The organism is Gemmatimonadota bacterium (assembly GCA_022560615.1).
Classification (GTDB): domain Bacteria; phylum Gemmatimonadota; class Gemmatimonadetes; order Longimicrobiales; family Gaopeijiaceae; genus UBA1138.
Window position 1 is genome coordinate 1 of sequence record JADFSR010000004.1, and the last position, 22,159, is coordinate 22,159.

The 22,159-nt window shown below is 64.4% G+C and carries 24 protein-coding genes; 16 read left to right on the forward strand and 8 right to left on the reverse strand.

The genetic code is table 11. The features are described from left to right. The 3 genes from IIB36_03665 to IIB36_03675 all read left to right on the forward strand — a co-directional run. Nucleotides 1-359, forward strand: a 359-nt coding sequence (locus tag IIB36_03665) for a DUF1501 domain-containing protein (protein ID MCH7530843.1), incomplete at its 5' end; no start/stop codon positions are given. A 95-nt stretch (nt 360-454) separates the two neighbouring features. Then, nucleotides 455-1,000: a hypothetical protein gene (locus IIB36_03670; GenBank protein ID MCH7530844.1), complete on the forward strand. Its 546-nt coding sequence runs from the start codon at nt 455-457 to the stop codon at nt 998-1,000. Further along, nucleotides 997-2,274: an NAD(P)-binding domain-containing protein gene (locus IIB36_03675; GenBank protein MCH7530845.1), complete on the forward strand. Its 1,278-nt coding sequence runs from the start codon at nt 997-999 to the stop codon at nt 2,272-2,274. The genes IIB36_03670 and IIB36_03675 overlap by 4 nt, the downstream gene beginning before the upstream one ends. A gap of 10 nt (nt 2,275-2,284) precedes the next feature. Here IIB36_03675 and IIB36_03680 read toward each other — a convergent pair whose 3' ends face one another. Together IIB36_03680 and IIB36_03685 are read right to left on the reverse strand one after the other, a co-directional pair. Then, nucleotides 2,285-2,725: a PIN domain-containing protein gene (locus tag IIB36_03680; GenBank protein MCH7530846.1), complete on the reverse strand. Its 441-nt coding sequence runs from the start codon at nt 2,723-2,725 to the stop codon at nt 2,285-2,287. Beyond that, a complete protein-coding gene (locus IIB36_03685) occupies nt 2,722-2,979 on the reverse strand; it encodes a DUF2191 domain-containing protein (protein ID MCH7530847.1) in 258 nt (85 codons plus the stop codon). The genes IIB36_03680 and IIB36_03685 overlap by 4 nt, the downstream gene beginning before the upstream one ends. A gap of 113 nt (nt 2,980-3,092) precedes the next feature. Between IIB36_03685 and IIB36_03690 the strand changes: the two genes are divergently transcribed. From IIB36_03690 to IIB36_03705, 4 genes are all read left to right on the forward strand, one after another. Then, nucleotides 3,093-4,166, forward strand: coding sequence for an NADPH:quinone oxidoreductase family protein (locus IIB36_03690; protein MCH7530848.1), 1,074 nt, complete (start codon nt 3,093-3,095; stop codon nt 4,164-4,166). Nucleotides 4,167-4,279: 113 nt separating this feature from the next. Then, nucleotides 4,280-5,428, forward strand: coding sequence for a histidinol-phosphate aminotransferase family protein (locus tag IIB36_03695; GenBank protein MCH7530849.1), 1,149 nt, complete (start codon nt 4,280-4,282; stop codon nt 5,426-5,428). Continuing rightward, the gene (locus tag IIB36_03700) at nt 5,425-5,955 is read left to right on the forward strand and encodes a hypothetical protein (GenBank protein MCH7530850.1); all 531 of its coding nucleotides are present in this window, start codon (nt 5,425-5,427) and stop codon (nt 5,953-5,955) included. The genes IIB36_03695 and IIB36_03700 overlap by 4 nt, the downstream gene beginning before the upstream one ends. Nucleotides 5,956-6,132: 177 nt before the next feature. Continuing rightward, nucleotides 6,133-7,485, forward strand: a complete 1,353-nt coding sequence (locus IIB36_03705; GenBank protein ID MCH7530851.1) for an aminotransferase class I/II-fold pyridoxal phosphate-dependent enzyme — start codon at nt 6,133-6,135, stop codon at nt 7,483-7,485. 36 nt (nt 7,486-7,521) lie between these two features. On the opposite strand, the gene IIB36_03710 is transcribed toward IIB36_03705, so the two are convergent. Beyond that, nucleotides 7,522-8,667: a molybdopterin-dependent oxidoreductase gene (locus IIB36_03710; GenBank protein MCH7530852.1), complete on the reverse strand. Its 1,146-nt coding sequence runs from the start codon at nt 8,665-8,667 to the stop codon at nt 7,522-7,524. 255 nt (nt 8,668-8,922) lie between these two features. On the opposite strand from IIB36_03710, the gene IIB36_03715 reads away from it, so the two are divergent. After that, a complete protein-coding gene (locus IIB36_03715) occupies nt 8,923-9,189 on the forward strand; it encodes a hypothetical protein (protein MCH7530853.1) in 267 nt (88 codons plus the stop codon). Nucleotides 9,190-9,217: 28 nt separating this feature from the next. Here IIB36_03715 and IIB36_03720 read toward each other — a convergent pair whose 3' ends face one another. Beyond that, a complete protein-coding gene (locus IIB36_03720; protein ID MCH7530854.1) occupies nt 9,218-9,370 on the reverse strand; it encodes a hypothetical protein in 153 nt (50 codons plus the stop codon). 82 nt (nt 9,371-9,452) lie between these two features. On the opposite strand from IIB36_03720, the gene IIB36_03725 reads away from it, so the two are divergent. Then, nucleotides 9,453-10,064, forward strand: coding sequence for a histidine phosphatase family protein (locus IIB36_03725; GenBank protein MCH7530855.1), 612 nt, complete (start codon nt 9,453-9,455; stop codon nt 10,062-10,064). A 140-nt stretch (nt 10,065-10,204) separates the two neighbouring features. Here the strand turns inward: IIB36_03725 and IIB36_03730 are convergent, their stop codons facing one another. Next, a complete protein-coding gene (locus tag IIB36_03730; GenBank protein MCH7530856.1) occupies nt 10,205-12,871 on the reverse strand; it encodes an ABC transporter permease in 2,667 nt (888 codons plus the stop codon). After that, on the reverse strand, nt 12,868-13,227 hold the full coding sequence (locus tag IIB36_03735) for a helix-turn-helix transcriptional regulator (protein ID MCH7530857.1): 360 nt from the start codon (nt 13,225-13,227) through the stop codon (nt 12,868-12,870). Before IIB36_03735 ends, IIB36_03730 begins: the two co-directional genes overlap by 4 nt. 154 nt (nt 13,228-13,381) lie before the next feature. On the opposite strand from IIB36_03735, the gene IIB36_03740 reads away from it, so the two are divergent. Together IIB36_03740 and IIB36_03745 are read left to right on the forward strand one after the other, a co-directional pair. Then, the gene (locus IIB36_03740) at nt 13,382-13,615 is read left to right on the forward strand and encodes a CopG family transcriptional regulator (protein MCH7530858.1); all 234 of its coding nucleotides are present in this window, start codon (nt 13,382-13,384) and stop codon (nt 13,613-13,615) included. Further along, nucleotides 13,602-13,859 carry a type II toxin-antitoxin system RelE/ParE family toxin gene (locus IIB36_03745; protein MCH7530859.1) on the forward strand — a complete coding sequence of 86 codons (258 nt, stop codon included), beginning with the start codon at nt 13,602-13,604 and terminating at the stop codon, nt 13,857-13,859. The genes IIB36_03740 and IIB36_03745 overlap by 14 nt, the downstream gene beginning before the upstream one ends. A 42-nt stretch (nt 13,860-13,901) precedes the next feature. On the opposite strand, the gene IIB36_03750 is transcribed toward IIB36_03745, so the two are convergent. Continuing rightward, a complete protein-coding gene (locus IIB36_03750; GenBank protein MCH7530860.1) occupies nt 13,902-15,482 on the reverse strand; it encodes a benzoate-CoA ligase family protein in 1,581 nt (526 codons plus the stop codon). 93 nt (nt 15,483-15,575) lie between these two features. After that, a complete protein-coding gene (locus IIB36_03755; GenBank protein ID MCH7530861.1) occupies nt 15,576-16,499 on the reverse strand; it encodes an aldo/keto reductase in 924 nt (307 codons plus the stop codon). Nucleotides 16,500-16,667: 168 nt separating this feature from the next. On the opposite strand from IIB36_03755, the gene IIB36_03760 reads away from it, so the two are divergent. The 5 genes from IIB36_03760 (at nt 16,668) to IIB36_03780 (ending at nt 22,154) form a co-directional block, all read left to right on the forward strand. Continuing rightward, on the forward strand, nt 16,668-17,462 hold the full coding sequence (locus IIB36_03760; GenBank protein MCH7530862.1) for a c-type cytochrome: 795 nt from the start codon (nt 16,668-16,670) through the stop codon (nt 17,460-17,462). Nucleotides 17,463-17,475: 13 nt separating this feature from the next. Further along, nucleotides 17,476-19,125: a PQQ-dependent dehydrogenase, methanol/ethanol family gene (locus tag IIB36_03765; GenBank protein ID MCH7530863.1), complete on the forward strand. Its 1,650-nt coding sequence runs from the start codon at nt 17,476-17,478 to the stop codon at nt 19,123-19,125. Between the two features lie 101 nt (nt 19,126-19,226). Then, nucleotides 19,227-20,711, forward strand: coding sequence for a cytochrome c (locus IIB36_03770; protein ID MCH7530864.1), 1,485 nt, complete (start codon nt 19,227-19,229; stop codon nt 20,709-20,711). Continuing rightward, the gene (locus IIB36_03775; protein MCH7530865.1) at nt 20,708-21,703 is read left to right on the forward strand and encodes a hypothetical protein; all 996 of its coding nucleotides are present in this window, start codon (nt 20,708-20,710) and stop codon (nt 21,701-21,703) included. The genes IIB36_03770 and IIB36_03775 overlap by 4 nt, the downstream gene beginning before the upstream one ends. 1 nt (nt 21,704) lies before the next feature. Further along, nucleotides 21,705-22,154, forward strand: a complete 450-nt coding sequence (locus IIB36_03780) for a cupin domain-containing protein (GenBank protein MCH7530866.1) — start codon at nt 21,705-21,707, stop codon at nt 22,152-22,154. The last annotated feature ends 5 nt before the right edge of the window (nt 22,155-22,159 follow it).

Here is a 22,159-nt window from a genome sequence, read left to right on the forward strand (position 1 = left end):
CCATCGCCGGACTCTTGACGGACCTGAAAGCGCGCGGGCTCCTGGACTCGACGCTCATCGTGTGGCACGGCGAGTTCGGACGCATGCCGATCTCGCAGCGAGGCGTGGGCCGCGACCACAACCCCGGCGCCATGACGGCGTGGATGGCCGGCGCCGGAATCCGTGGCGGGCAAGTGATCGGCGCGACCGACGAGTTCGGCTACAAGGCGGTGGAGCAGCCGATTTCCGCGCACGACCTGCACGCGACGATGCTGCACCTGCTCGGGATCGACCACGAGAGGCTGACGTACCGATTCAGCGGCCGCGACGTGCGGCTCACGGACGTGGCCGGCACGCTGATACCGCAGATCGTCGGCTGAGCGAGCGAACTCTCAGCACGCCGGAGGCCGGCGAGTGCGGCTTCTGCGGAGTCACTTATTCGGGCCGCCCCAACCAGTGCAAGCGCTGCGGCCATTTGCTCAACGATATCGTCGACGACGTGCGCCGTCTCGCCACGGAAGGCAGAAGGCGCATCCGATCGCAAAAGGCCCTCTCTGACACGATTTTCTTGATCGGGCTCTTGCTGGGCGGGCCCATCATGACGTTCAGCTCGAACTTCGGGATGGGGCTGTTTGTCGTGCTCGCCGGAGGTATCTCGTCGGCGCTGCGCCGATACACGGAGTGGTCGACTCCTGGCACGTTGCTCGTCGGCGGGGTGTTCGCTCTCATCCTGGCGACGGGGGTCGTGGACGCTCCCCCCGACCCTGAAGAGGTGCTCGCCGCGGAAGTCGCGCGTGGCGCGTACGTCACGGCTCTGTCGGAAATGGATCCGGACGTCCTCGTCGAATCTCGAGGCCTGGGGCACATAGCGGTGTGGTTCACCGTATCTGGCGAGGTCGAAGGGGAATGCGGGGACTACCCGGCGGCCCGGGTGCGGGAGCACCTCGCGGCAATCGGATTCCGGAGGATCGTGGTCGCCATGCAGAACCGAAGTGGAGGGCTCTGCTCATTCAGGCCATGAACGAGATCGGCATCATCGGAGCGGGCCCCGGCGGACTCTGCGCCGCGGCTGCACTGCAAACCCGAGGCATTCCGTTCGAGATTCTGGATGCCGGCTCGCGTGTAGGGGGGATCTGGGACATCGACCGGCCGGACTCGCCCATGTATGAGTCGGCACACTTCATCTCGTCCCGGACGCTGTCGGGATTTCCGGGATTCCCAATGCCGGACTCCTACCCGGACTATCCGCGGCACGACCAGATCCTGGCGTACATCGAGGACTTTGCTGCTCAGCACGACATCGAGCGTCATATCACGTTCGCAACCCGCGTCGACTCCGCGAGGCGAGAGGAGGGTGGGGGATGGACAGTGACGCTCGACTCGGGCGAGCGGCGCGCCTACGGCGGGCTTTGTGCGGCCACGGGCATGAACTGGCATGCGAGGCTCCCTGAGTTTCCGGGCGCGTGGAACCGAGAATCCTACCACTCCTCGCACTACCGCTCGGCGGAAGAGTTCCGGGGGAAGCGAGTACTCATCGTCGGCGCCGGCAATTCGGGATGCGACATCGCGTGCGACGCGGCGCACAGCGCCGAGCGAGCCTTCATCAGTGTCCGGCGAGGATACCAGTTCGTCCCGAAGTACGTGTTCGGCATGCCGACCGACGTGTTCGCGCACACGGGCCCTTCGCTCCCCCATTGGCTCGAGGAGCGCGTTTTCTCGTTCCTGATCAATCGCTTCCTGGTCGGAGACCTGACGCGCTACGGCCTACCGGCGCCAGACCATCTGATCCTGCGTTCTCACCCCATCATGAACACCCAGATCCTCCACCACCTGGGGCACGGCGATCTGGAGGCACGGCCGGACGTCCGCGAGCTCAGAGGGCACGAGGTCGAGTTCAAGGACGGGACTAAAGAGGAGATCGATGTCATCGTTTGGGCCACCGGATACGAGCGGGTCTACCCGTTTCTCGGGGAGGACGATCTGGACCGACGGGAAGGCGCGCTCGACCTCTACCTGAACGTCTTCCACCGCCGCTACCCGGACCTGTTCATCATCGGACTGTTCGAGACCGACGGTGCCGCCTACCCACTCTACGGCGCGCAGGCCGAGCTCATCGCGGCCTACTTGCATGCGCGGAGCCGTGGGACGGCCCAGGCGTTCGACCGCCTGCGCGCCAATGATCGATCCGACCTCAGAGGTGGGCGGAGGTACCTGTCGAGCGCTCGGCACGCCTACTACGTGAAGAGCGACGTGTACGAGCGGGCGCTACGCCGGGCAGCGTCGAGGCTGACGTAGAGCGAGGGCCCTAGCCCTGGCCCACCATCGGATTCCGGACCGCCAGTGCGGTGAATCGCGTGAAGTCCCGATCTGCGCTCCACAGCTCCCGGACGCCGTGGTAGATGCAAAGCGCTGCCACGCGGGCGTCGTGGACCTTGGCGCCTGCGACCTTGCTCGTCCGGAGAATATCGGTGAGGCGACCGGCGTATCCCGGCCCCTCGCAGAGAAGTGTCAACGTTGGCGACTCGAGCCACCCGGAGACCTGATCGAGTGCCGCCGCGAACTTCGTCGGAGGGTCGTAGATCCGAGGATGCGTGGTGATCGCGAGGAATTCATGGATGCAGGGCCAAGGAATCGCCCAGGGTGCGCGTCCCTCCGCAAGCGAACGAAGTGCTGTGGCCGCCTCGACGTGCCACTCGGAGTCCTGCCGATGAGCGTAGACGAGCACGTTCGTATCGACGGCGATCATCCGCCGTGCCCCTCATACGTCAGTTCTGCGATCCTCTCCCAGCCGCCCTCGCGCACATCGGGCCGCAAGCCCCTGCCGCCGATGCTCGCGTCCCGGAGGACGAAGGCGTCGTCGTGCGGTGCGGCGTCGAGCACCGTCCTCAGGCCCGCCTCCACCAGCGCCCGCAGAGTCGTCCCGCGCTCTCCCGCGTGGCGTTTCGCCGCGGCAAGCAGCCGCGAGCCCGCAATCTGACTCGTGCTCACGGGCGACCGAATGACGTGTTATCGGCCCGCTTAGACGCTTCCTACTTCCCCCGGCCGCCGTTCGGCTGCAGTATGGACCGCCCGCCTGATCGGCAACTCCACGCCCCCCGCGTCGCGGCGTCCAAATGATGAGCAGTCCTATCAAAGCGATTCGCTGCCACCGGTTCGCGGGGCTCGACGAGGACGGGAAGCCGGTGCCGACCCCGGACCCACTCAGGGATGTGCTGTCGCTCGATGAAGTGCAAGCACCAGAGTGCGAAGCCGGGAGTGTTCTCGTCTCCTCACATTATGTCGGAGTCCAGTACCCTGATGCGCTTCAGGCTCAGGGCCTCTACCAGGTAAGACCACCCCTCCCGTATGTGCCCGGCATGGACCTGACGGGAACGGTTCTCGAGGTCGGTGAAGGCGTCGAGGGCCTGCGGGTGGGTGACCGAGTGATCGCGCAAATGGGCATCGGCGCGATGGCCGAGGTCGTCAAGGCCGACGCGCGTGCCGTGTGGAAGGCACCCGACAACGTTCCGCTGTCGCAGTGCGCCAACGTCGGCCGCAACTTTTTTGCGGCGTATCACTCTCTGAAGGTCATCGGTGAAATCGCTCCCGGTGACCTGGTGCTCATCGATGGCGCGTCGGGTGGCGTGGGCATGGCCGGAATCCAACTCGCCAAGGCCATGGGCGCTCAGGTCATCGCGGGCGTCAGCGTACCTGAGAAGCGGGCGTACCCAACCGCTGCCGGCGCGGACAGGGTGCTCTGCTATGGTCGTGATCGTGAAAGCCACCGGGCCTTCAAGAATGAGGTCAAACAAGCGGCGCGTGAGCTAGGGCATCCGGACGGCGTGGATTTGGTGCTCGACATGGTGCAGGGAGATCTCTTCGAGGCGGCGCTGGTCTCCTCTGTGAGACCACTGGGCAAGATATGTCTAGTAGGATTCACGGCAGGTCAGAAACCGATTCGACCGGGTATGCTGCTCATCAAGCAGGCCGCTGCCATTGGTAGCCTGTGGGGTCCGTGGGCCACAGCCAATCCGGATCGGCACCAGGAGCACGTTGCCGAGATCCTCAGCTACATGGCGACCGGTGCTGTGGCGCCGCGTGCCGATCGCGTATTCCCGCTGGAGCGCTTTATCGAAGCGTTCGAGCTCTTCGAGAACAACGAGGGACGCGGCAACACGGTGGTGTGTATGACCGGAGAGGAGGTCTAGGCTCACCTGCGCGGTGTGGGGCAGATGCCTCGGCGCCTCCCGGGCGCTATGATGCAGAGTCGGCCCAGTCCCGTCTCATCAACATGCCGGCTCTGCCGGTCTAGGGGGATGTCATGTCACTGACGCGTCGCGGGTTCGCTCGCACGATCGGCCTGGGTACGGCCGGCTTGCTGTCCAGCTCGTTCATCATCGGCCGTGGCCGGGAGGCGGCAGCGTTCGAGCCCGAGTTGGCGGAAGAGCCATTCGATGATCCCATCATCCGGATCAGCTCCAATGAGAACGCCCGGGGCCCTGGTCCGAACGCGATGGCGGCGCTCCACCAGGCCATCACGACGAGAACGGGGCGGGGATATCCACCAGACTACACAAACGAGCTGGTAACGACGATCGCCGAGATATACGGCGTAGGGGAGGACAACGTCGTCGTGGGTACGGGCTCGGGTGCCATCCTCGCTGGGTCGGTCCGAGCCTTCTGTTCCGCCACCAAGCCGCTGGTCACCGCGGCGCCGACCTACGGCACGCCCGACCGGATGGCGAGACGGATCGGCGCGCCCGTCAAGATGATTCCCGTCGACGGCTCGCTGGGTCTGGATATCTCTGCGATGGCGGAGGCCGCCCGCGGGGCGGGCATGGTGTTCTTCTGCAACCCGAACAATCCAACGGGCACGGCGCACTCGGCGAGCGCAGTGGAAGACTTTGTCCGACGAGTGATGCGTGCTTCACCCGCTACCAAGATCCTGATCGACGAGGCCTACATCGACTACACGTTCGATTCGGCCGTCAAGACCGCGGCCCCGTTGACACAGGAGTTTCCGAGCGTGTTCATCACGCGCACCTTCTCGAAGGCGCATGGCATGGCGGGTCTGCGCGTCGGCTATGCGATCGGGCAAGAAGAGACCCTCGATGCGATCAGCGATGCGTGGAATCTCGGCAGCATGAACACGCTGTCCGCCGCTGCCGCGATCGCGTCGATCGAGGATCCCGAGCATATCGCCGAGGAGCGGCGAGAGAACGCACGGATTCGCCGGTTCACGCTCTCCGCGTTCCGGGACCTGGGGTTCGAGGCTCCCGACTCCCACACCAACCACATCTTCGTCGACCTCAAGCGTCCGGCGAGTGAGTTTCGGGAGGCGTGTCTGGAACAGAGTGTGCGCGTGGGTCGGGACTTCCCGCCCATGGAGCATACCTACTCTCGGATTTCACTTGGGACGATGGAAGAGATGGAGACGGCGGTTGGCGTGTTTCGAAGCGTCTTGAGTTGAGGAGCTCCTGTTCCCGGCGCGACTTCATCAAAAAGGCGATCATCGCGGGCCCGGTGGTCTCGGGGGCGAGCACGTTCGCAAGCCCCTCCGATGGAGTCGCGCAGCCGGCCCATGCGGTCACGCAGCAGGCTGCGAGGATCGGCGCGCTCGACCACGTCGCGATACCGATCCAGAGGGTCGAACAGATGGTCGAGTTCTATCGGGCGTTGGGGTTCCGCGTGAGCGAGGTCGGCCAAGGGATCTCCGTCCACTTCGGCCACCAGAAGATCAACTTCCACGTTCCGGCGCGGTGGCAGAACGAGAACTTCACGCTCCGGGCAGCCGAAGCGATCCCGCCGTGTGGTGACTTCTGCTGGGTGTGGGAAGGCACCTCGGAAGCGCTTCGCAGCGTCCTTCAAGCAGCCGAGGCCGAGATCGTAGCAGAGGGCGAGCGGCGGGGCGGCCGTGATGGTGGAAGCGCGATCGGTGAGAGCGTCTACGTCCGTGATCCTGACGGCAATCTGCTCGAATTCATCAGCTATGCCTAGAGAACCGCTGCGGGAAACGCGCGGTATGCTGACCCGGGTCTTCTCCGTTGCTTGCGCCGCCACACGCCATTTCGGATGTTGAGTGGATGTGACCCTCAGCAAGGACATTCGGATGTCCGACCCGAGCGACTGTCTGAGCGCCGCCTTGCGCGGCCGCACCCGCGTCGAGGCGAAGTGATGCCAAAGAATCGCGGACTCGATCGTAGAGCGTTCCTGCGGAACGCAGGAGGAACCGCACTCCTGGGCGCTGTGGGCGTCAAGCCCGCCATGGCGGGTGACGTCACCGAGGCTCTGCCGACCCCCAGACGTCAGGTCTTCGACTTCGACGAGATCTACAGCCGAGTCGGGACGGACAGCACCAAGTGGGACGGCGCGATCGCGACGTACGGTCAGGGCATCGAGGTCGGCATGGGCGTTGCCGACATGGACTTTCGCACCGCGCCCTGCATCACGCGAGCTCTCGCCGAGCGCTGCGAGCACGAGAACTGGGGTTACCTGAGAAGGCCCACTAGGTATGTCGAGGCCGTGGTCGACTGGAACCGACAGCGCTACGGACTCGACATCGATCCCGAGACGGTCGTGTGGACGGCAGGCGTGCATCCCGCCCTCGTCGCGGGGTTGCACACGTTCTCGCCGCCGGGCACGAAGGTCCTCCTGACAACGCCGACGTACAACGGTTTCTACACCGACCTGCGCTTCACGCGGACCGTGGCCGAGGACTGTGAGATGAAGCTGGTCGACGGACGGTATTCGATCGACTTCGAGGACTTCGAGCTGCGCGCAGCCCGCGCCAACGTCTTCATCCTCTGTAACCCTCAGAACCCTACGGGCAACTGCTGGTCGCCCGAGGAGCTGACGCGGATGGGTGAGATTTGTCTCCGGCACCGGGTCGTCGTCTTTGCCGACGAGATCCACTGTGACTTCGTCATGAGCGGGCAGACGTACACACCGTTCGCTAGCCTTCCGAACCTCGACATCGTCGACAACAGCGTCACGTTCAAGGCGGCGAGCAAGACGTTCAGCCTCGCAGGGATCAAGGTCGCCTGGTACTTCTCGACCAACCCGGACCTTCTGGAGCGAATGAAGGCCAACACCCGGGCGGACCTCACGACCCTGGGCTTGGTTGCCAACCACGCCGGCCTCACGGAGGGCGAGCCATGGCTCGATCAGTTGCGCGTCTACATCGACGGCAATCATGACTTCGTGGAGTCCTATATCAGGGATCGCGTGCCGCTCTTGAAGTACACGAAGGCGCAGGGCACGTACCTCGCCTGGCTCGACGTAGCCGGAGTCGTCGACAGAATCGGGGCGAAGCAGATCGCGGCAAAGGAAAGCGAGACGTCCGTCAACCCGGTCACGCCGGAGAAGATCGTTCAGCGCTGGCTCGCCGAGAACGCGGGTGTCTACCTGAATCCCGGATCGGACTACGGTACGGGCGGGGCGGACCACATGCGCATGAACGTCGGCACGTCCAGACGCCTCATCGAGCGCGCGCTCGACAATATGGCTGCTGCGTTGGCGCGCGTCTGACGGCTTTTTTTTGGGTGCGGAGGACTACGCGGCCCGTCAGGCTACCTCGATCGTCCGGTGGAAGAGCTCGTTGTTCTCCCAGCGAGTCCTCTTCATGTCGAGGTGCTCCGGCTGAGTGCGCCCCACGGTGTCCGTGGCCCGCGACACCAGCGTATGCTCTCCGGCCGGCAACTCCGGCATCTCGAGCGTGAAGAACGTCCAGCTGTGGGGATCGCTCGGGCGGTCTAGCTCGGCCGTGCTCCAGGCGCCGTCGTCTACGCGCACCTCGACCCGATCCAGCGGAGTGCCGTCGCTCCAGGCCACGCCGAAGATCGTGAATCGGCTGCCGCTCCGAGTTACGCGGGCGATCGCGGATTTGGGCCGCTGGCGTGTGACCGACGTCTCGATCCACTCCGTCCGACCGTCCACCTCGCGCCCCATGAGCGTGACGTAGTCCTTGGCCATGAAGCGGGTCATCAGGCGGTCTGCGCTCAATTCGATCTTGTTCAACCACTTGACCTGACTGATCCCGTACCAGCCGGGGACGATCAGCCGCACCGGGAAGCCATGAACCACCCGCAGAGGCTCCCCATTCATCTCATACGCGAGGATCGGATTCGTATCTCTGATCTGATCCATCGACATCGACCGAGCGAAATTCTGCTCGTATTCGTTTCCCCGGATTTCTTCCGTTCCCGAGTCCGCCGCCCAGAAATGGACCTCCTTCGCGTCGTCCGCCGGCCCCAATTCCTCGAGAAGCGGCAAGAGCTCGGTACCCGTCCATGTGGCGTTCCCCACCATGCCGTGGAACAGCCGGGCCGAGTTTCCGCTGCACTCGAAGACCGTCGTGCGTTCCACACGGGGTCGGGACTTGAGCTGGTCGAGCGTAAGCGTCAGCGGCCGCTGAACTAGCCCGGTCAATCCGAGCCGATACGTCGAGGCGTTCAATTCGGGGTAGCCGTAGTGCGCCACCGCGAAGAAGTCGTCGACCGGTGTCGTCCACGACGTCAGGTTGCGTAGATCCTGCGCGACGCGGAGTCCACTCCCGTCGGATCCGCGGTGGGTGGAGAAGGTCTCTGGAACGTCCGTGAACGGGACGATCGCTTCCTGAGCGAACCAGGACGCCGGCCAACCACGTACCGGGGTTACCGCCAGGCCGACGGTGACGATGCCCAGCTGGCTCAGGAGGTCTCGGCGAGTCATGAAACCGTCGAGCGTGGTCGACGAGCTGCATTCTTTCATCGGAGTCCCCGCGGAAAGGAGAAGTGCCCTGGGTAGGATGGGGAACCGGTCTCGACGAACGCAAGGGCAGCCCGACGGCAGTGCCCGACAGCAGCCCGGAGCTAGGCGGAGGAGCGGGATGTTCTCCCTGACAACGGGCCGGGAAACAAACCGGGCCCCTTCCTCGTCTGAGGGTGTATATATATCAATGACGACTAGGACGCCGGAGCACTGCGGATGATCATCGAAGCACTGAGTTGGTACGTCGAAAGCCTCTCCGCTTTCTGGGTCAGCCTAGCCGGTGGCGGACTCGTCAAGCTGATCCTGATCTTGTGTTTCATCTACTGGATCTGCTGCCGCCGGGGGCGCTGCGGTCGCCATCGCTGTCATGGCGGGTGCTCGCACTGCGGGTGCTGGTGTGGTGGCTGCGCGTGCGGGGCGGGTGAAGACGGTGAAGACGGTGCGGAGGAGGAAGTGGACGGAGAGGCGGCAGCGGAGGTTTAGGGCTACCCGCCCGACGCCACAGCGCCGTTCACCCCCACACGGTAGACGCGGTATTGGCCGGCACGGTCGATGTGTGTGGCACGAACCGCTCGATCGTGACGAAACGCTCTTGCGCGCGGGCGGCGAACGGGAGCGTTGCCAGCGCCATGACGGCGACCAGCCCAGCCTGTCGGATCTGCATGATGGGGCTCTCCCGGAAGGTGAATCCACGGTAGGGCGGGGATGAGGGTCGGACAAGCCTGCCGGCAGGTTACGTTCCGCGCGTGATCTACATCATCCGCCACGGGGAGACAGCGCTCAACGCCACCGCCGTGGTGCAGCCGTCCGACACGCCCCTCAATGGGCGCGGGAAGCGTCAGGCGCAGCTGCTAGCGGACCACTTGGCGGAGCTCGGCGTGGCGCATGTGGTCGCTAGCGATCTGCTGCGTGCCGCCATGACTGCCGAGCCGATCGCGCTCGCCACGTCTTCCTCGGTCGAGCACACCCCGTTGCTGCAGGAACGGAACTTCGGTGACATTCGCGGCACCCCGTACGCCGAGCTCGACCGTGACATCTTTGCCCAGGGCTACGAGCCGCCGAACGGAGAGAGCGTGGAAGTCTTCGACCGTCGTGTGCGGGAGGCTTGGGCCTACGTCGTCGAGACCAGACAGCGCCTGGACGGAACCCTGGCTGTCGTTACCCACGGGCTGGTCTGCGGCTCGCTCTTGCAGCAAAGCCTGGAGCTGCCGCCGCGTATGCCGGCGCCCGAGCTGTTTGCCAATTCGAGTCTGACGATCGTCGAGCAGGCAGCTCCCCATCGCGTGCACCTGCTCAACTGTGTTGCGCACTTGGACACGGCTGCTGCTGACGAGGGCCGGGTTTCGTCGCCGGTTTGACGGACTGGCAAGGCGGCCAAGAAGGGCGGGCAGCCGAGTACCGAAGAGGCCTGGACGCCGGCGCTACGGGAGACGCCTCTGGACGTAGGCGCCTAGCAGCTCTCGGGCCGTTGTGGGTCTCCCGCGGGCTGCCAGCCTTTCTACTCCGCCCTCAAGGCCTGCACTGGATCGACCAGTGTCGCCCGCCGAGCCGGCACGTAGCTGGCGACGAGCGCAACTCCGCAGAGTACCACGACACCGAGCACGAAGGCTAATGGGTCCGCGGCCGTGATCCCGAAGAGGAAGCTTTCGAGAAGCCGGGTCGCGGCTGCCGCGCCGACGATGCCGAGCACGACACCGAAAGCGGATAGCATCAGTCCTTGTCGTACGACCAGCGTCGTCACCGATGACGCCACGGCGCCGAGTGCCAGCCGGATTCCCATTTCCCGCTGACGCTCACCCACGACGTAGGACATGGTGCCGTAGATGCCCACCGCGGCCAGGATGAGCGCCAAGGTGGCGAAGCTGGCGAGCAGTCCGGTGTAGAATCTAGGAGCGATTATGGTGCTCGCGACGTGATCGCTCAGCGCGACTACTTCGACAGGGATGTTCGGATCGACTTCCCACACGGCGCGCTGCAACGATTGGGACACGAGTGAGAAGTCAGCGTCCGAACGAACCACGATGCGCATTTGGTCGGACGGCATCTGACGATAGAAGAGATACGTTTGCGGCTCGCCCGACTCGCCGAGCCCTTGCTGGCGCACGTCGGCGACGACACCGATCACGGTGAGCCATGGTCCAGGGCCGTCGGCCGAGCGTCCGATCTTCAAGCGGCGGCCGAGGCTGTTGCCGTCCGGCCAGAACTGCTGAGCGAAGGCCTCATTTACGACGAGACTGGTGGGCCCGTCCGACGTGCGGTCCTCCGCTGAGAAGACGCGCCCCGAGACGACCCGGGTGCCGATCGTAGTGAAGTAGTCTTCGCTCACCTGAGCGTAGTCCATTCCCAAACGAGTCCCTTCGGGAGGCGCATAGCCTTCGATGGCGATTGGGGCGCGCCAGCGGTCCCCTGACATCGGCAACGCCGTGACCACGGCCGCCGAGACCACTCCGGGAACGGTCTGCTGCGCCCGGTCGAGCACGCTGGAGAAGAAGATCAACTGCTCTTCGCTCGTCTGGTATCGCTCGTCCAGGATGAGCGATGCGAAGGAAACGTCCATGGGATCGAATCCGGGATCTACGTTCTGGAGAGTGACGAAGCTCTCGATCAGCAAACTCGCGCCGATCAGCAGCACGAGTGCGAGTGCGACCTGTGACACCACGAGGGCTGAACGAATTCTCTTGCCCACTCGGGTCGTCGAGGCGTGCGCCCCGCCTGTGGCTAGGCTCGCGCCGCTCAAGCCACCGCTTAGTCCGCCGAGCTGCACGGCGGGCATCGCTCCAAAGATGACGCCGGTTACCAACGTGACCACAAGTGTGAAGCCCAAGACGGTTCCGTCGAGGGATACTTCCGTGAGGCGAGGCAAGTTGCCCGGGTCGATGGTGACGAGGGCTTGAATGACTCCGGCGGCGATCGCTACTCCCAGGGCGCCGCCAGCGGTAAAGAGGATGAGGCTCTCGGTGAGCAGCTGCCGGGTGATTCGCCCCCGCCCGGCTCCCAGAGATGAGCGCAAGGCGATCTCGCGGGTTCGAGACGTAGCCCGTGCCAACAGGAGATTCGCGACGTTGGCCGAGGCGATCAGCAACAGGAGCCCGACGGCACCGAGCAGCAGCTTCAGGCGCGGTCCGACGTCCCCAATGGTGAGTGACGCCAAGGGCATCACGTCGGCACGCAGACCCCGTCTCTCGGCGGACTCGCTCCCCATTCCGTTGAGCGCGTCCTGGGCTTCAGCATGGCTCACGCCGTCGCGAAGCCGCGCGAACGCATAGACCAAGTCCTGTGTCGGAATATTGAGCTGGTAAGGATAGAGCACGTCCACTGCGTCGAAGTTGAGCACCTCGGGGTAGCGGAAATCACCCGGCAGCACACCCACGACCGTGTATGGCTTTCCGCTGAGGGTGATGCGTCTGCCGAGAATATCCGGATCGCCCGCCCAGTGGGTTTGCCAGAGGCGATGGCTCACGATGGCCACAGGTCCGGCGTCGGGCAGATCCTCCTCCATCGAGAAATTGCGCCCCACGAGCGGAGAGACGCGGAGCAGCGGAAGGAAGTCGACGGACACACCCGCTGCGTTCAGTCGCTGCGGGTCTCCTTCGCCCACCAGGTCGAGCGTCCACTCGCTCACCGCGGCCATCTGCTCGAAGACGGTGTTGCCTTCCTGCCAGTCGGCGAAGACACCCGGGAAGATGGGTCCCGTGGGGAAGCCTTGCTGTCCCTCCAGCGTGCCTCCCACGACCACGAGTCGCTCGGAGTCGGGGTAGGGCAGCGGACGCAACAGCACGCCGTTGACCACGCTGAAAACGGCGGTGCTGGCGCCGATGCCGAGTGCCATCGTGATCACAGCGACTGTTGTGAACGACGGGTTACGCGCGAACGTGCGCACCGCGAATCGAACGTCCTGAATGAACGTGCTCATGTATGATCTGCTTTCTTCGAAAAGTTCAGGAGGACGGTTTGGAGCGACGGAAGTCGCCATAAATCGTTCTTCAGCGCCCAGCAGAATCGCCTGCACGAGGGCGCGCGCCCACAAGCCAGCGACCGCGAGGCTACCGCGGTTCTTCGCATCCGCGAGGTCTTGGTCGAACGTCTCTTCCATGTCCCGCCCAAACCGGGCGCGGAAGGCCGCGGGATAGCAGCGCCGGAAGAGGCGGTAGAGGCGTCGGCTCACGTCGGGATCGCCCCCAGCGCCTGCGCGTGCTGGACTGCCTGGGCAAGACGCTGACCCTCGGTAGCGAGCACGGATCGACCCAGCTCGGTCAGCGCATAGTAGCGGCGTCGCTGGTCTGAGCTCTCCCCTCCCTCTGCTCCCTCCGTCTCTTCAACGAGTCGGTCGTCGAGCAGACGCTTCAAGTGCCGATAGAGGGGCCCAGTCTCGAGCTTCAGGCGTCCGCCCGACCGTGTGCGCACATCGTGCAGGATCGCGTACCCATGACGTTCCTGTTCGGCGAGGCTCATCATGATCCCAAAGACCACCGGCTTGAGGGGGATGAAGCGGTCGGTCTGGAGTTCGAGATTGGGCGTCATGGGCGTGTCATCGTTCTGAGAGCACGTTCGGCGATCGGACGACTACATACCAACTGTATACATACATTCTGTTGGGTCAACGAGCAGAGCTCTTGGTTGCCCGGGGAGGACGGAGTGGCTTTGACGTCATAACGCTATAGCGCTATAATGCGCCATGGGTACCAAGTCGAAGCGCACCACCGTCTACTTTTCTCCCACGATCCACCGGGCACTGCGTCTCAAGGCCGCTGAAACCGATCAGAGCGTGTCGGATCTCGTTAATGCGGCCGTCCGAGAGAGTCTTGCCGAGGACGCCGAAGATCTCGAAGCGTTCGAAGCTCGCGCCGCCGAGCCGAGTCTTTTGTTCGAGGACGTGCTCGAGGACCTGAGGCGTCGTGGCGAGCTATGAACTCCGGATCAAGCCATCTGCTGTGAAGGAGTTGCAGGGCCTGGAGGCGAGGGACCGAGCTCGCATCGTTGGCAAGATTCAGGCACTGGGCGAAGAGTGCCGACCCCGTGCTTGTGAGAAACTCACCGGCAGCGATCGGTATCGGGTCCGCCAGGGCGTCTTCCGCATTGTCTACCAGGTCGACGATGAGGCCAGTACCGTGACGGTCGTGAAGATCGGGCACCGCAGGGACGTCTACCGCTAGTCCGAGCCTGCCGCGCTCCGGCCCTCACGTAGGCCGCTCCGCTCATCTCAGCCGGTAGCGCTGGATCTTCCCGGTCGCGGTCCTGGGAAGTTCGTCGACGAACGCGATCCATCGGGGCCGCTTGTAGGCGGCGATCCGTTCGACGCAGTGTTCGATCAGCTCCTGGGCCAGCTCATCTCCGCCGCTGTCCCACGAGGCTTCTTTGAGTACGACGAACGCCTTCGGCTTCACCAGCTCGGAGTCGTCGATCACCCCCACCACCGCGCACTCGAGCACGGCCTCGTGCTCGACCAGGACGCTCTCGACCTCCACCGGCGAGACCCAGATCCCGCCGACTTTGAGCATGTCGTCCGACCGACCCGCGTGCCAGTAATAGCCGTCCTCGTCCACCGTGTATTTGTCGCCGGTGTTCAGCCACGCTCCCAGGAACGTTTGCCGGCTTCGCTCGGGGTCGTGCAGGTAGAAGAGCGCGGCGGTCTCGCCCTTGACGTGTAGGTTGCCGACGTCGCCGTGGGGCACCGCATTCCCTTCGTCGTCCACGATACGGCACTCATAGCCGGCGACGGGCTTCCCGCTGCTGCCGGGGCGCACGTCGCCCGGCCGGTTCGAGACGAAGATGTGGAAGTTCTCCGTCGACCCGATGCCATCGAGCAGCTCGATGCCGGTCTGGTCCTTAAACCGGTGCCAAAGCGGAGCGGGCAGGGCCTCGCCGGCCGAGACCCCTAGCCGGAGAGACGAGAGGTCGTACCGCTCCGCAAAGGCCTCGACCGCGAGGATCGACGCGTACCCAGTCGGCGCGTTGAAGAGGATCGTGGGCTTGAATCGGTCGATGACGCCGAGGATGTCTGCCGCGACGCGGGGGCTCCCAGGGTACAGCACCGCGGAAGCCCCCACGTACCAAGGGAAGACAAGGTTGCCGCCGAGGCCGTACACGAAGAAGAGCTTCGCGACCGAGAACGTGCGGTCGTCCTCGCGCAGTCCGAGCACGTCGACGCCCCAGAGCTGAGCGGTCAACGCGAGGTCGGCGTGGGTGTGGTAGATGCCCTTCGGCTCCCCGGTCGTACCGCTGGAGAAGTTGAGCGTGGCGAAGTCGTCGCGGTGAGTGTCCGTGGCCTCGAGTGTGGACGGCTCGCCCCCGATCCAGGCATCCCAGTCGTGGAGTACCGGCCCGTCACCGGCCGGCGTGTTCGCCTCCCCACCCACCACGACCACGTGCTCGATGAAACTTGACTCGTCTGGAGCCTCTAGTGCTCCGGCCAACAGCGCGTCGTGCACGACGAGCACTCGCGCGCGCGACTCACGGAGGATCTGAGCGAGCTCGCGGGGTGTGAGCAGGGTATTGATCCCAACCGCGACCGTTCCGGTCTTCAGACACGCGAAAAACGTCGTCGCCCACTCGGTCGTGTCGGGGACCAGGATCCCCACGCTCTCGCCCGCATGCACACCGAGTCCGAGCAGTGCGTTGCCCACGCGGTTCACCTCGTCCGCCACCTCGCGGAAGGTCGACTCCCGGCCGGGCGTGAGTAGGGCGGTCTTGTCCGGACGATCCTCCAAGTTATGCTCGAGGATCGATACGGCGTTGTAGCGCCGGGGGAGGTCGGCGGCCCGCCGGTATCGCTTCATGGCGAGACAACTTAGCCGCGTCCCCCGACTAGGGCACGCGAGCCAGCCGGTCAGACAACCAGGAAGACTGCTCTTCTCATGGGCCTATCTATTTCAGAAGTCAGCGATGTGCTGTCGCATGCGCCGCTTAGTCGCTTCGTCTGGCAGACGTCCGAAGCCGCCCTGGATGTTCTCTTCCATGTGCTCCGGGTTGGTCGTTTCGGTCAGCACACAGGTGACGGCTGGATGCCCGAGAATGTACTTCAGCGAGAATTGCGACCAGGCCGCGCAGTCGAAATCGGCCGCCCACCCGGGGAGCTCGCGCCCGCTGACCCGCCCGAAATATGTGCCGTTCATGAAGGGTCTGTTGATGATGACGGCCATGCCCAGCTCCTGGGCGAGCGGTAGAAGCCGCTCTTCAGCACGTGTCTCTACCACTGAGTAGTTGATGTGCACGAAGTCGGGCGATTCCCTCCTCATGAACGACTCGAGGGGCTCGAAGTTCCCATACGAGGAGACCGTGACACCGATGTAGCGTGCCTCGCCCGAGTCCTTCCATTCTCGTAGCCGCGGCCAGTGAGCCTCGAGACCTCGCAGGCTCTCGATTTGTACGAGATCCATGGTGCGACGGCCGAACAGCCTCTGGGTCTGCCGCATCTGCGCGATCCCGAGCTCGGGGTCGGGCGTGTTGATCTTCGTCGCGAGGAAGATGTTGTCGCGTATGTCCGGCTCCGCCAAGACGCGCCCGAATTCGGCGTCGATCGCCTCGGTTCTAATCGACGTATCGACCACACGTCCTCCGCGCTCGAGCAACATCCGGATCACGGCCGCGACGGGCTCCGTGCCCTCGGTGGGGATCTCGAGAACCGGTTTCGACGATCCCAGGCCGATGACCGGCAGCGCCTCCCCTGTTCCTGGGATCATCCTCGTGGGCAGTTTTTCCTGTGCGAGCAGCCGCGGCGGCCGAGAAAGAACCACGCCCAGCCCGCCGAGTCGCACCAGGAATTCGCGCCGAGTGGTTTCGCAGATCGTAGCCATATTGCCTCGCTCCCAAGCCACCAGCGTTCTGTGGCCTATCGTGACGTCACCCTACCTCCCACGATGAGCGGGGTGTAGGGTAGGGGCAAGGGAGGGGTGTCATGACTTGCGTTTCGCTCCGCGCCTGCGTGTGGAGTCGTTTGCGCATTCGAATCGGATTGCTATGGTATGCCCGATATGGTCCGCTCAGCGCTGACGCGCGTATTCCTGATCCTGAGTGTCTCCGCGCCGCTCTCCCTGAGCGCGCAGGGCGGGAATCCGTATGAGGGGGACCGTACCGCGATCCGCGCCGGCGCCGCCTTGTATGGCACGCGGTGCGCCGAGTGTCACGGTGCGGACGCCAAAGGCATCAGCGGTCCGGATCTGACCCTGATGTGGGCGTCTGGCACGAGTGACGACCGGGTGTTCCAGGTGATCCGGCGGGGCGTGTCGGGCAGCATCATGCGGTCCAGCTCTGCGCCGGACCGCGAGATCTGGGCGGTCGTCGCCTACGTGAAGGGTCTCAGCACCGTGCCGCCGTTCGAGAACGACACCGGGGATGCCGAGCGGGGCCAGGAGGTCTTCTCCTCGACGTGCGCGCGCTGCCATCGCGTGAACCGCCGCGGCGGGCGTCTGGGCCCTGACCTGTCTCGCATCGCCGCGATCCGATCGCGCGACATGCTGATGCGGGCGATTCGCGACCCCAGCGCGTCGGTCGCGGTCGGGTATCGTGCGGTGACACTCGTGACGCAAGACGGTCGGCGCGTTCGCGGTGTGACGAAGGGCGAGGATGCCTTCTCGATTCAGGTCGTGGACACCCGCGAGCGGCTCCAGGGATACCTCAAGGCGGATCTGCAAGAGCTCGTCCAAGAGGAGCGCTCGCTGATGCCCCTGTTCGACCCCGACCGTCTCAGCGACGGCGATCTCGATGACCTGCTGCGATATCTCGGCACGCTGCGACAGGCTGATTCCAATCGCCGGTAAAGAGGTGGATCATATGCTGCTTAGAAGATTCGTAGGCGTCGTTGCGCTGGTGGCGGTGACGGGCCTCAGCCCGTCGAGTCTGGTCGCTCAGGACGACGAAGCCGGCGTAGGCGACCCCGGCGTAACGTATGCGGACCTTCTCCAGGGTTTTTCCGATCCGTCGAGCTGGCTGACCTTCTCGGGCGATTACAGTGGTCGACGCCATAGCCCCCTGACCCAGATCACCCCCGAGAACGTCCACCGCCTTGTCCCCATTTGGACGTTTCAGACCGGCACGATGACCCGAGGCCGGGGCTTCGAGACCACCCCACTCGTGCTGGACGGCGTCCTCTATGTGACCGGGTCGAACAACTTCGCGTGGGCGCTCGACGCGAGGACAGGGCGCCGGTTCTGGCAGTATCGGCGCGACCTTCCAGATGATCTCACTTACGGCGCGAGCGCGCCCGTCAATCGCGGGTTCGGCATGCTCGGAGAAAGTCTCTTCATGGTGACGCTCGATGCGCACCTCCTGGCGCTCGACCGGAAGACCGGAAGCGTGCTCTGGGACATCGAGCTCGCGGACTACCGTGTCGGTTATGCCGCGACCATGGCCCCTCTGGTCATCGACGGCAAAGTGATCGTCGGGATCTCGGGTGGCGAGTATGCGACGCGCGGTTTCATCGACGCCTACGATCCGGCAACCGGCGAACGCATCTGGCGGTTCCATACCGTGCCCGGTCCTGGCGAGCCCGGCAGTGAGACCTGGCCGCAGGACGCAGAGATCTTGGCGCGAGGAGGCGGTGGCACCTGGATGACCGGAAGCTACGATCCGGAGCTCGATCTCATCTATTGGGGCACGGGAAATCCGAATCCCGACTACTACGGCGACGACCGGCCGGGGGACAACCTCTACACGAACTCGATCGTGGCGCTCGACGCGGAAACGGGCTCCCTCCGTTGGCACTACCAATTCACGCCGCACGACGTCCACGACTGGGACTCCAACCATGTGCCCGTGCTGGCGGACATCATGTTCGACGGCGAGCTGCGCAAGGTCGTGATGGTCGCGAACCGCAACGGTTTCTTCTACGTGCTCGACCGCACGACAGGTGAGCTGCTGCTCGGGAAGCCGTTCACGGAAACGACCTGGGCGCGGGAGATCGGGCCCGACGGTCGGCCCATCATACTCAACGACGGCAGCGAAGGGTGTCTTCCGGACCCCTGGGGCGGCACGAACTTCATGCCGCCGTCGTTCAATCCCGATCTCGGCCTATTCTTCGTCACCGCGCGAGAGACCTGCGCGACCTTCGCACCGCAGAAGCCCGAGTTCGTTCCGGGTCGGAGCTCGTTCGGCGGTGTCGTATGGATCGACCGGGATCATTGGTACAGCGCTCTGCGCGCGATCGACGTACGGACCGGAGAGCGCAAGTGGGAGTTCCGCTACCCGTCCGCCACGATGGCGGGGGTCACGAGTACCGCGTCCGGTCTCGTCTTCGCGGGCGATCACGAAGGCAACTTCATGGCGTTCGAGGCAAGCACCGGTAAGAACCTATGGCACTACCAGACCGGCTCCCGCATTTGGGGCGCCGCCGCCATGACACACATGCTCGATGGGCGGCAGCACGTGCTGATTCCGTCGGGGACCACGCTCGTGGCGTTCGCGCTGCCGGAGAACCGGCGCTAGGGTCGCTCTTGGGTTATCGGTTGCAGTTGAAACGCTTGCGATGAGCGCTCGACTAGCTCATCGTGGCTCGAGGCTTTGGACGTTGCCAAGGGGAGTTTGTGATGAACGCAAGACAGTTCTCCTATTCGGTCGTGGCCCTTCTGATTTTGCCCGTCGCCGCCAGCGCTCAGACGCACGACGCCAGCGTCGCCAACCACCAGCCGCATCTCTTTGCGGCGGCGGACTTCGGCATCGATCCACAGGCTGTCACGTTCAGCAAAGACATCGCTCCGATCCTTCAACGGAGCTGTCAGAACTGCCACCGCGCCGGTGGTGGGGCACCGATGTCACTGATTACCTACGACGAGGTGCAGCGGTACGGCCGCAGAATCGCGCGCAAGACGGCCATCCGGGACCGTATGGGCGCCATGCCCCCGTGGTTCGTGGAAAAGGACATCGGGATCCTCGCATTCAAGAACGACCCCTCACTCAGCGACGAAGAGCTGGCCAAGATCCAGGCATGGGCCGACAACGGAGCTCCCGAGGGCGATCCGGCCGACATGCCGCCGCAGCTCGTATTCAGTGACGCCTCTGACTGGGAGATCGGTGAGCCCGACCTGATCCTCACTTCCAGGGAGATGACCATGCCGGCCGTCGGGCCCGACCGCTGGGGCGATATTGGCCTCGTGCCGACGGGTCTCACGGAGGACCGCTACGTGATGGCAGTCCAGGTCCGAGAGGTCAACGATATTCCCGCGGACGCGGCTAGCAGCACGGTGGGCGGACGCTGGATGTGGCACCACATGACGTATACCAGCGGCGTCCTGAGCGAGGATGGCACCGAGGTCATCGATCGCAGGACGAGCTGGCCCATCCACGAGGTCGGGCGCAACGCGGATGTCTTTCCGGTGAAGGCCGGCCGACTCCTTCCCGCCAATTCGGCGCTGAGTCTGGGCGCGTCGCATCTCCATTCGAACGGCCGCGAGTCGACCGGGCACCTCGAGTTCGGCTTCAAGTTCTTCCCAGTGGGATACGAACCGGAGTACACGAGGAGAGGCCCCCGTCTCGGCAATGGCGTCGACATCGACGTGGCTCCGAACAAAGCCAACCAGGAATTCCATTCCTACCAAGTGCTGCAGGAGCACACCAAGATCATCGCCTTCGAGCCGCACCTGCACGCGCCGGGCGTACGCATGTGCCTCGAGGCGATCTGGGGCCACAACCAGTTCACGCTCAACTGCGTCGGCTACGATCACAATTGGGTCAAGCAGTACGTCTACGAGGACGATTCCGCGCCGTTGCTGCCGAAGGGCACCATTCTGCACATCATCGGCTTCCTCGACACCACCGCTGACAATCCAAATATTGCGGACGCGAGAAATTGGGCTGGCGGTGGTCGGCGCTCGGTTTCGAACATGTTCATCGACCTTGGCTACTCGGTTACGCTCACGGAAGAGCAGTTCCAGGCGGAGATGGCCACGCGACGAGCGCTGATGAAGGATAGGAACGACTACGACGTCGGGTGTCCGCTGTGTTGGGCCCCGACCGTGACGATGACGGAGGAGGGCACGGCCGGACCCCCGACGGGCGGAAGGGACGAACGATGAGGTCGCAAGGGTCGAGGCTCCTGCTCGCGGCTCTCGCAGTTCTCCTCGTCGTCCAGGCGGCCGACGCCCAGACCCGATTCATGTACTTGCGCGGCCAGACCGTGTCTCCGGCCTACGAGGGGTGGTGGCCGAACGAGGACGGTTCGCTGACGCTGTTCATGGGGTACATGAACTCCAACTGGGAGCAGGAATTCAACGTCCCTGTCGGGCCGGACAACTACTTCGCCTTCACCGAGCCGAGAGGGCTCGACGACATCGAGCGAGAGGCTTTTGATCCGGCGACTGCGGACCAAGGACAGCCGACGCACTTCTACCCGCGACGTAACCCCTTCTTGTTCACGATTCAGGTGCCCGCGGATTTTGGCTCCAAGGAGCTCGTCTGGACTCTCAAGACCAACGGGAAGACGCTTCGCACTTATGCGTCCAAAGCCCCCGACTACCGGATCGACCCGCAGGTGATCTCCACGGAAGTAGGCGGAAACTTCGGTAGCCTCAGCGACGCTCTTCGCACCAACATTCCTCCGGAGCTCGAGATCGAGGGGGATGCGCATGTCAGCATCGGAGTCGGCCAGGTGCTGACGGTGGTCGCGAAGGCTCACGATCCCGACAACCTCCCGGCCAGACGCATGCGAGGCGGAGGACCGCCGACGACGCTGGCAGCGCTATACCGGCCTCCTTCGTCCATCGTGGTGCTCAGTGGACCCGGCCTGCGGCTGTCGTGGATCGTGTACCGCGGCGATGCCGAACAAGTGACTTTTACGCCCACGCAGATGAAGACGTGGACGGACTCGAGAGTATGGGGCAACTCTCCGTGGTCGCCTCCCTGGATCATCCCCGAGCCGCCTGAGGATGGTAGGTGGGTTGCCGAAACGACCTTCGGCGAGCCCGGAAATTACGTGCTGCGCGCGGTCGCCAGCGATGGCTCCATGTTCAGCTACGCAAACCTCAACGTAACGGTGACCCCGATTTCCGACTCGGACCCGGGGAAGTGATATGAAACGTGGAAATGGTGTGTCGTCCCAGATCATGCTCGCGCTGGCGCTCGTCGGGACCGGCATCTTCGGGTTCATGTTTCTCACGAACCCCGTGGAGTCAATGGCCGAGCAGCAGAGCCGTTTCATGGGCGGAAACCCTTCTGTGGTGGACAGTGAGGAGGTGAGAACGTTGCGCCTCCTGTTCCCAGCCGGCAGCCGCTCCAATTGGCACACTCATACTGACGGCCAGCTTTTGATGATCGAAGAAGGGCGCGGGCGCACGCAGGTGCGCGGGCAGGCTCTAGAAGTGATGCAGCCGGGCGAGCCCTGGTGGACGGACGCTGGCGTCGAGCACTGGCACGGTGCCGGGCTCGAGGAAGACGCGCTTCAGATGACGATCTACAGCGGCACCGTGAACTGGATGGAGCCGGTGAGCGACGACGTGTACAGGGCGGCTCCCGGGAGGTAGGACGA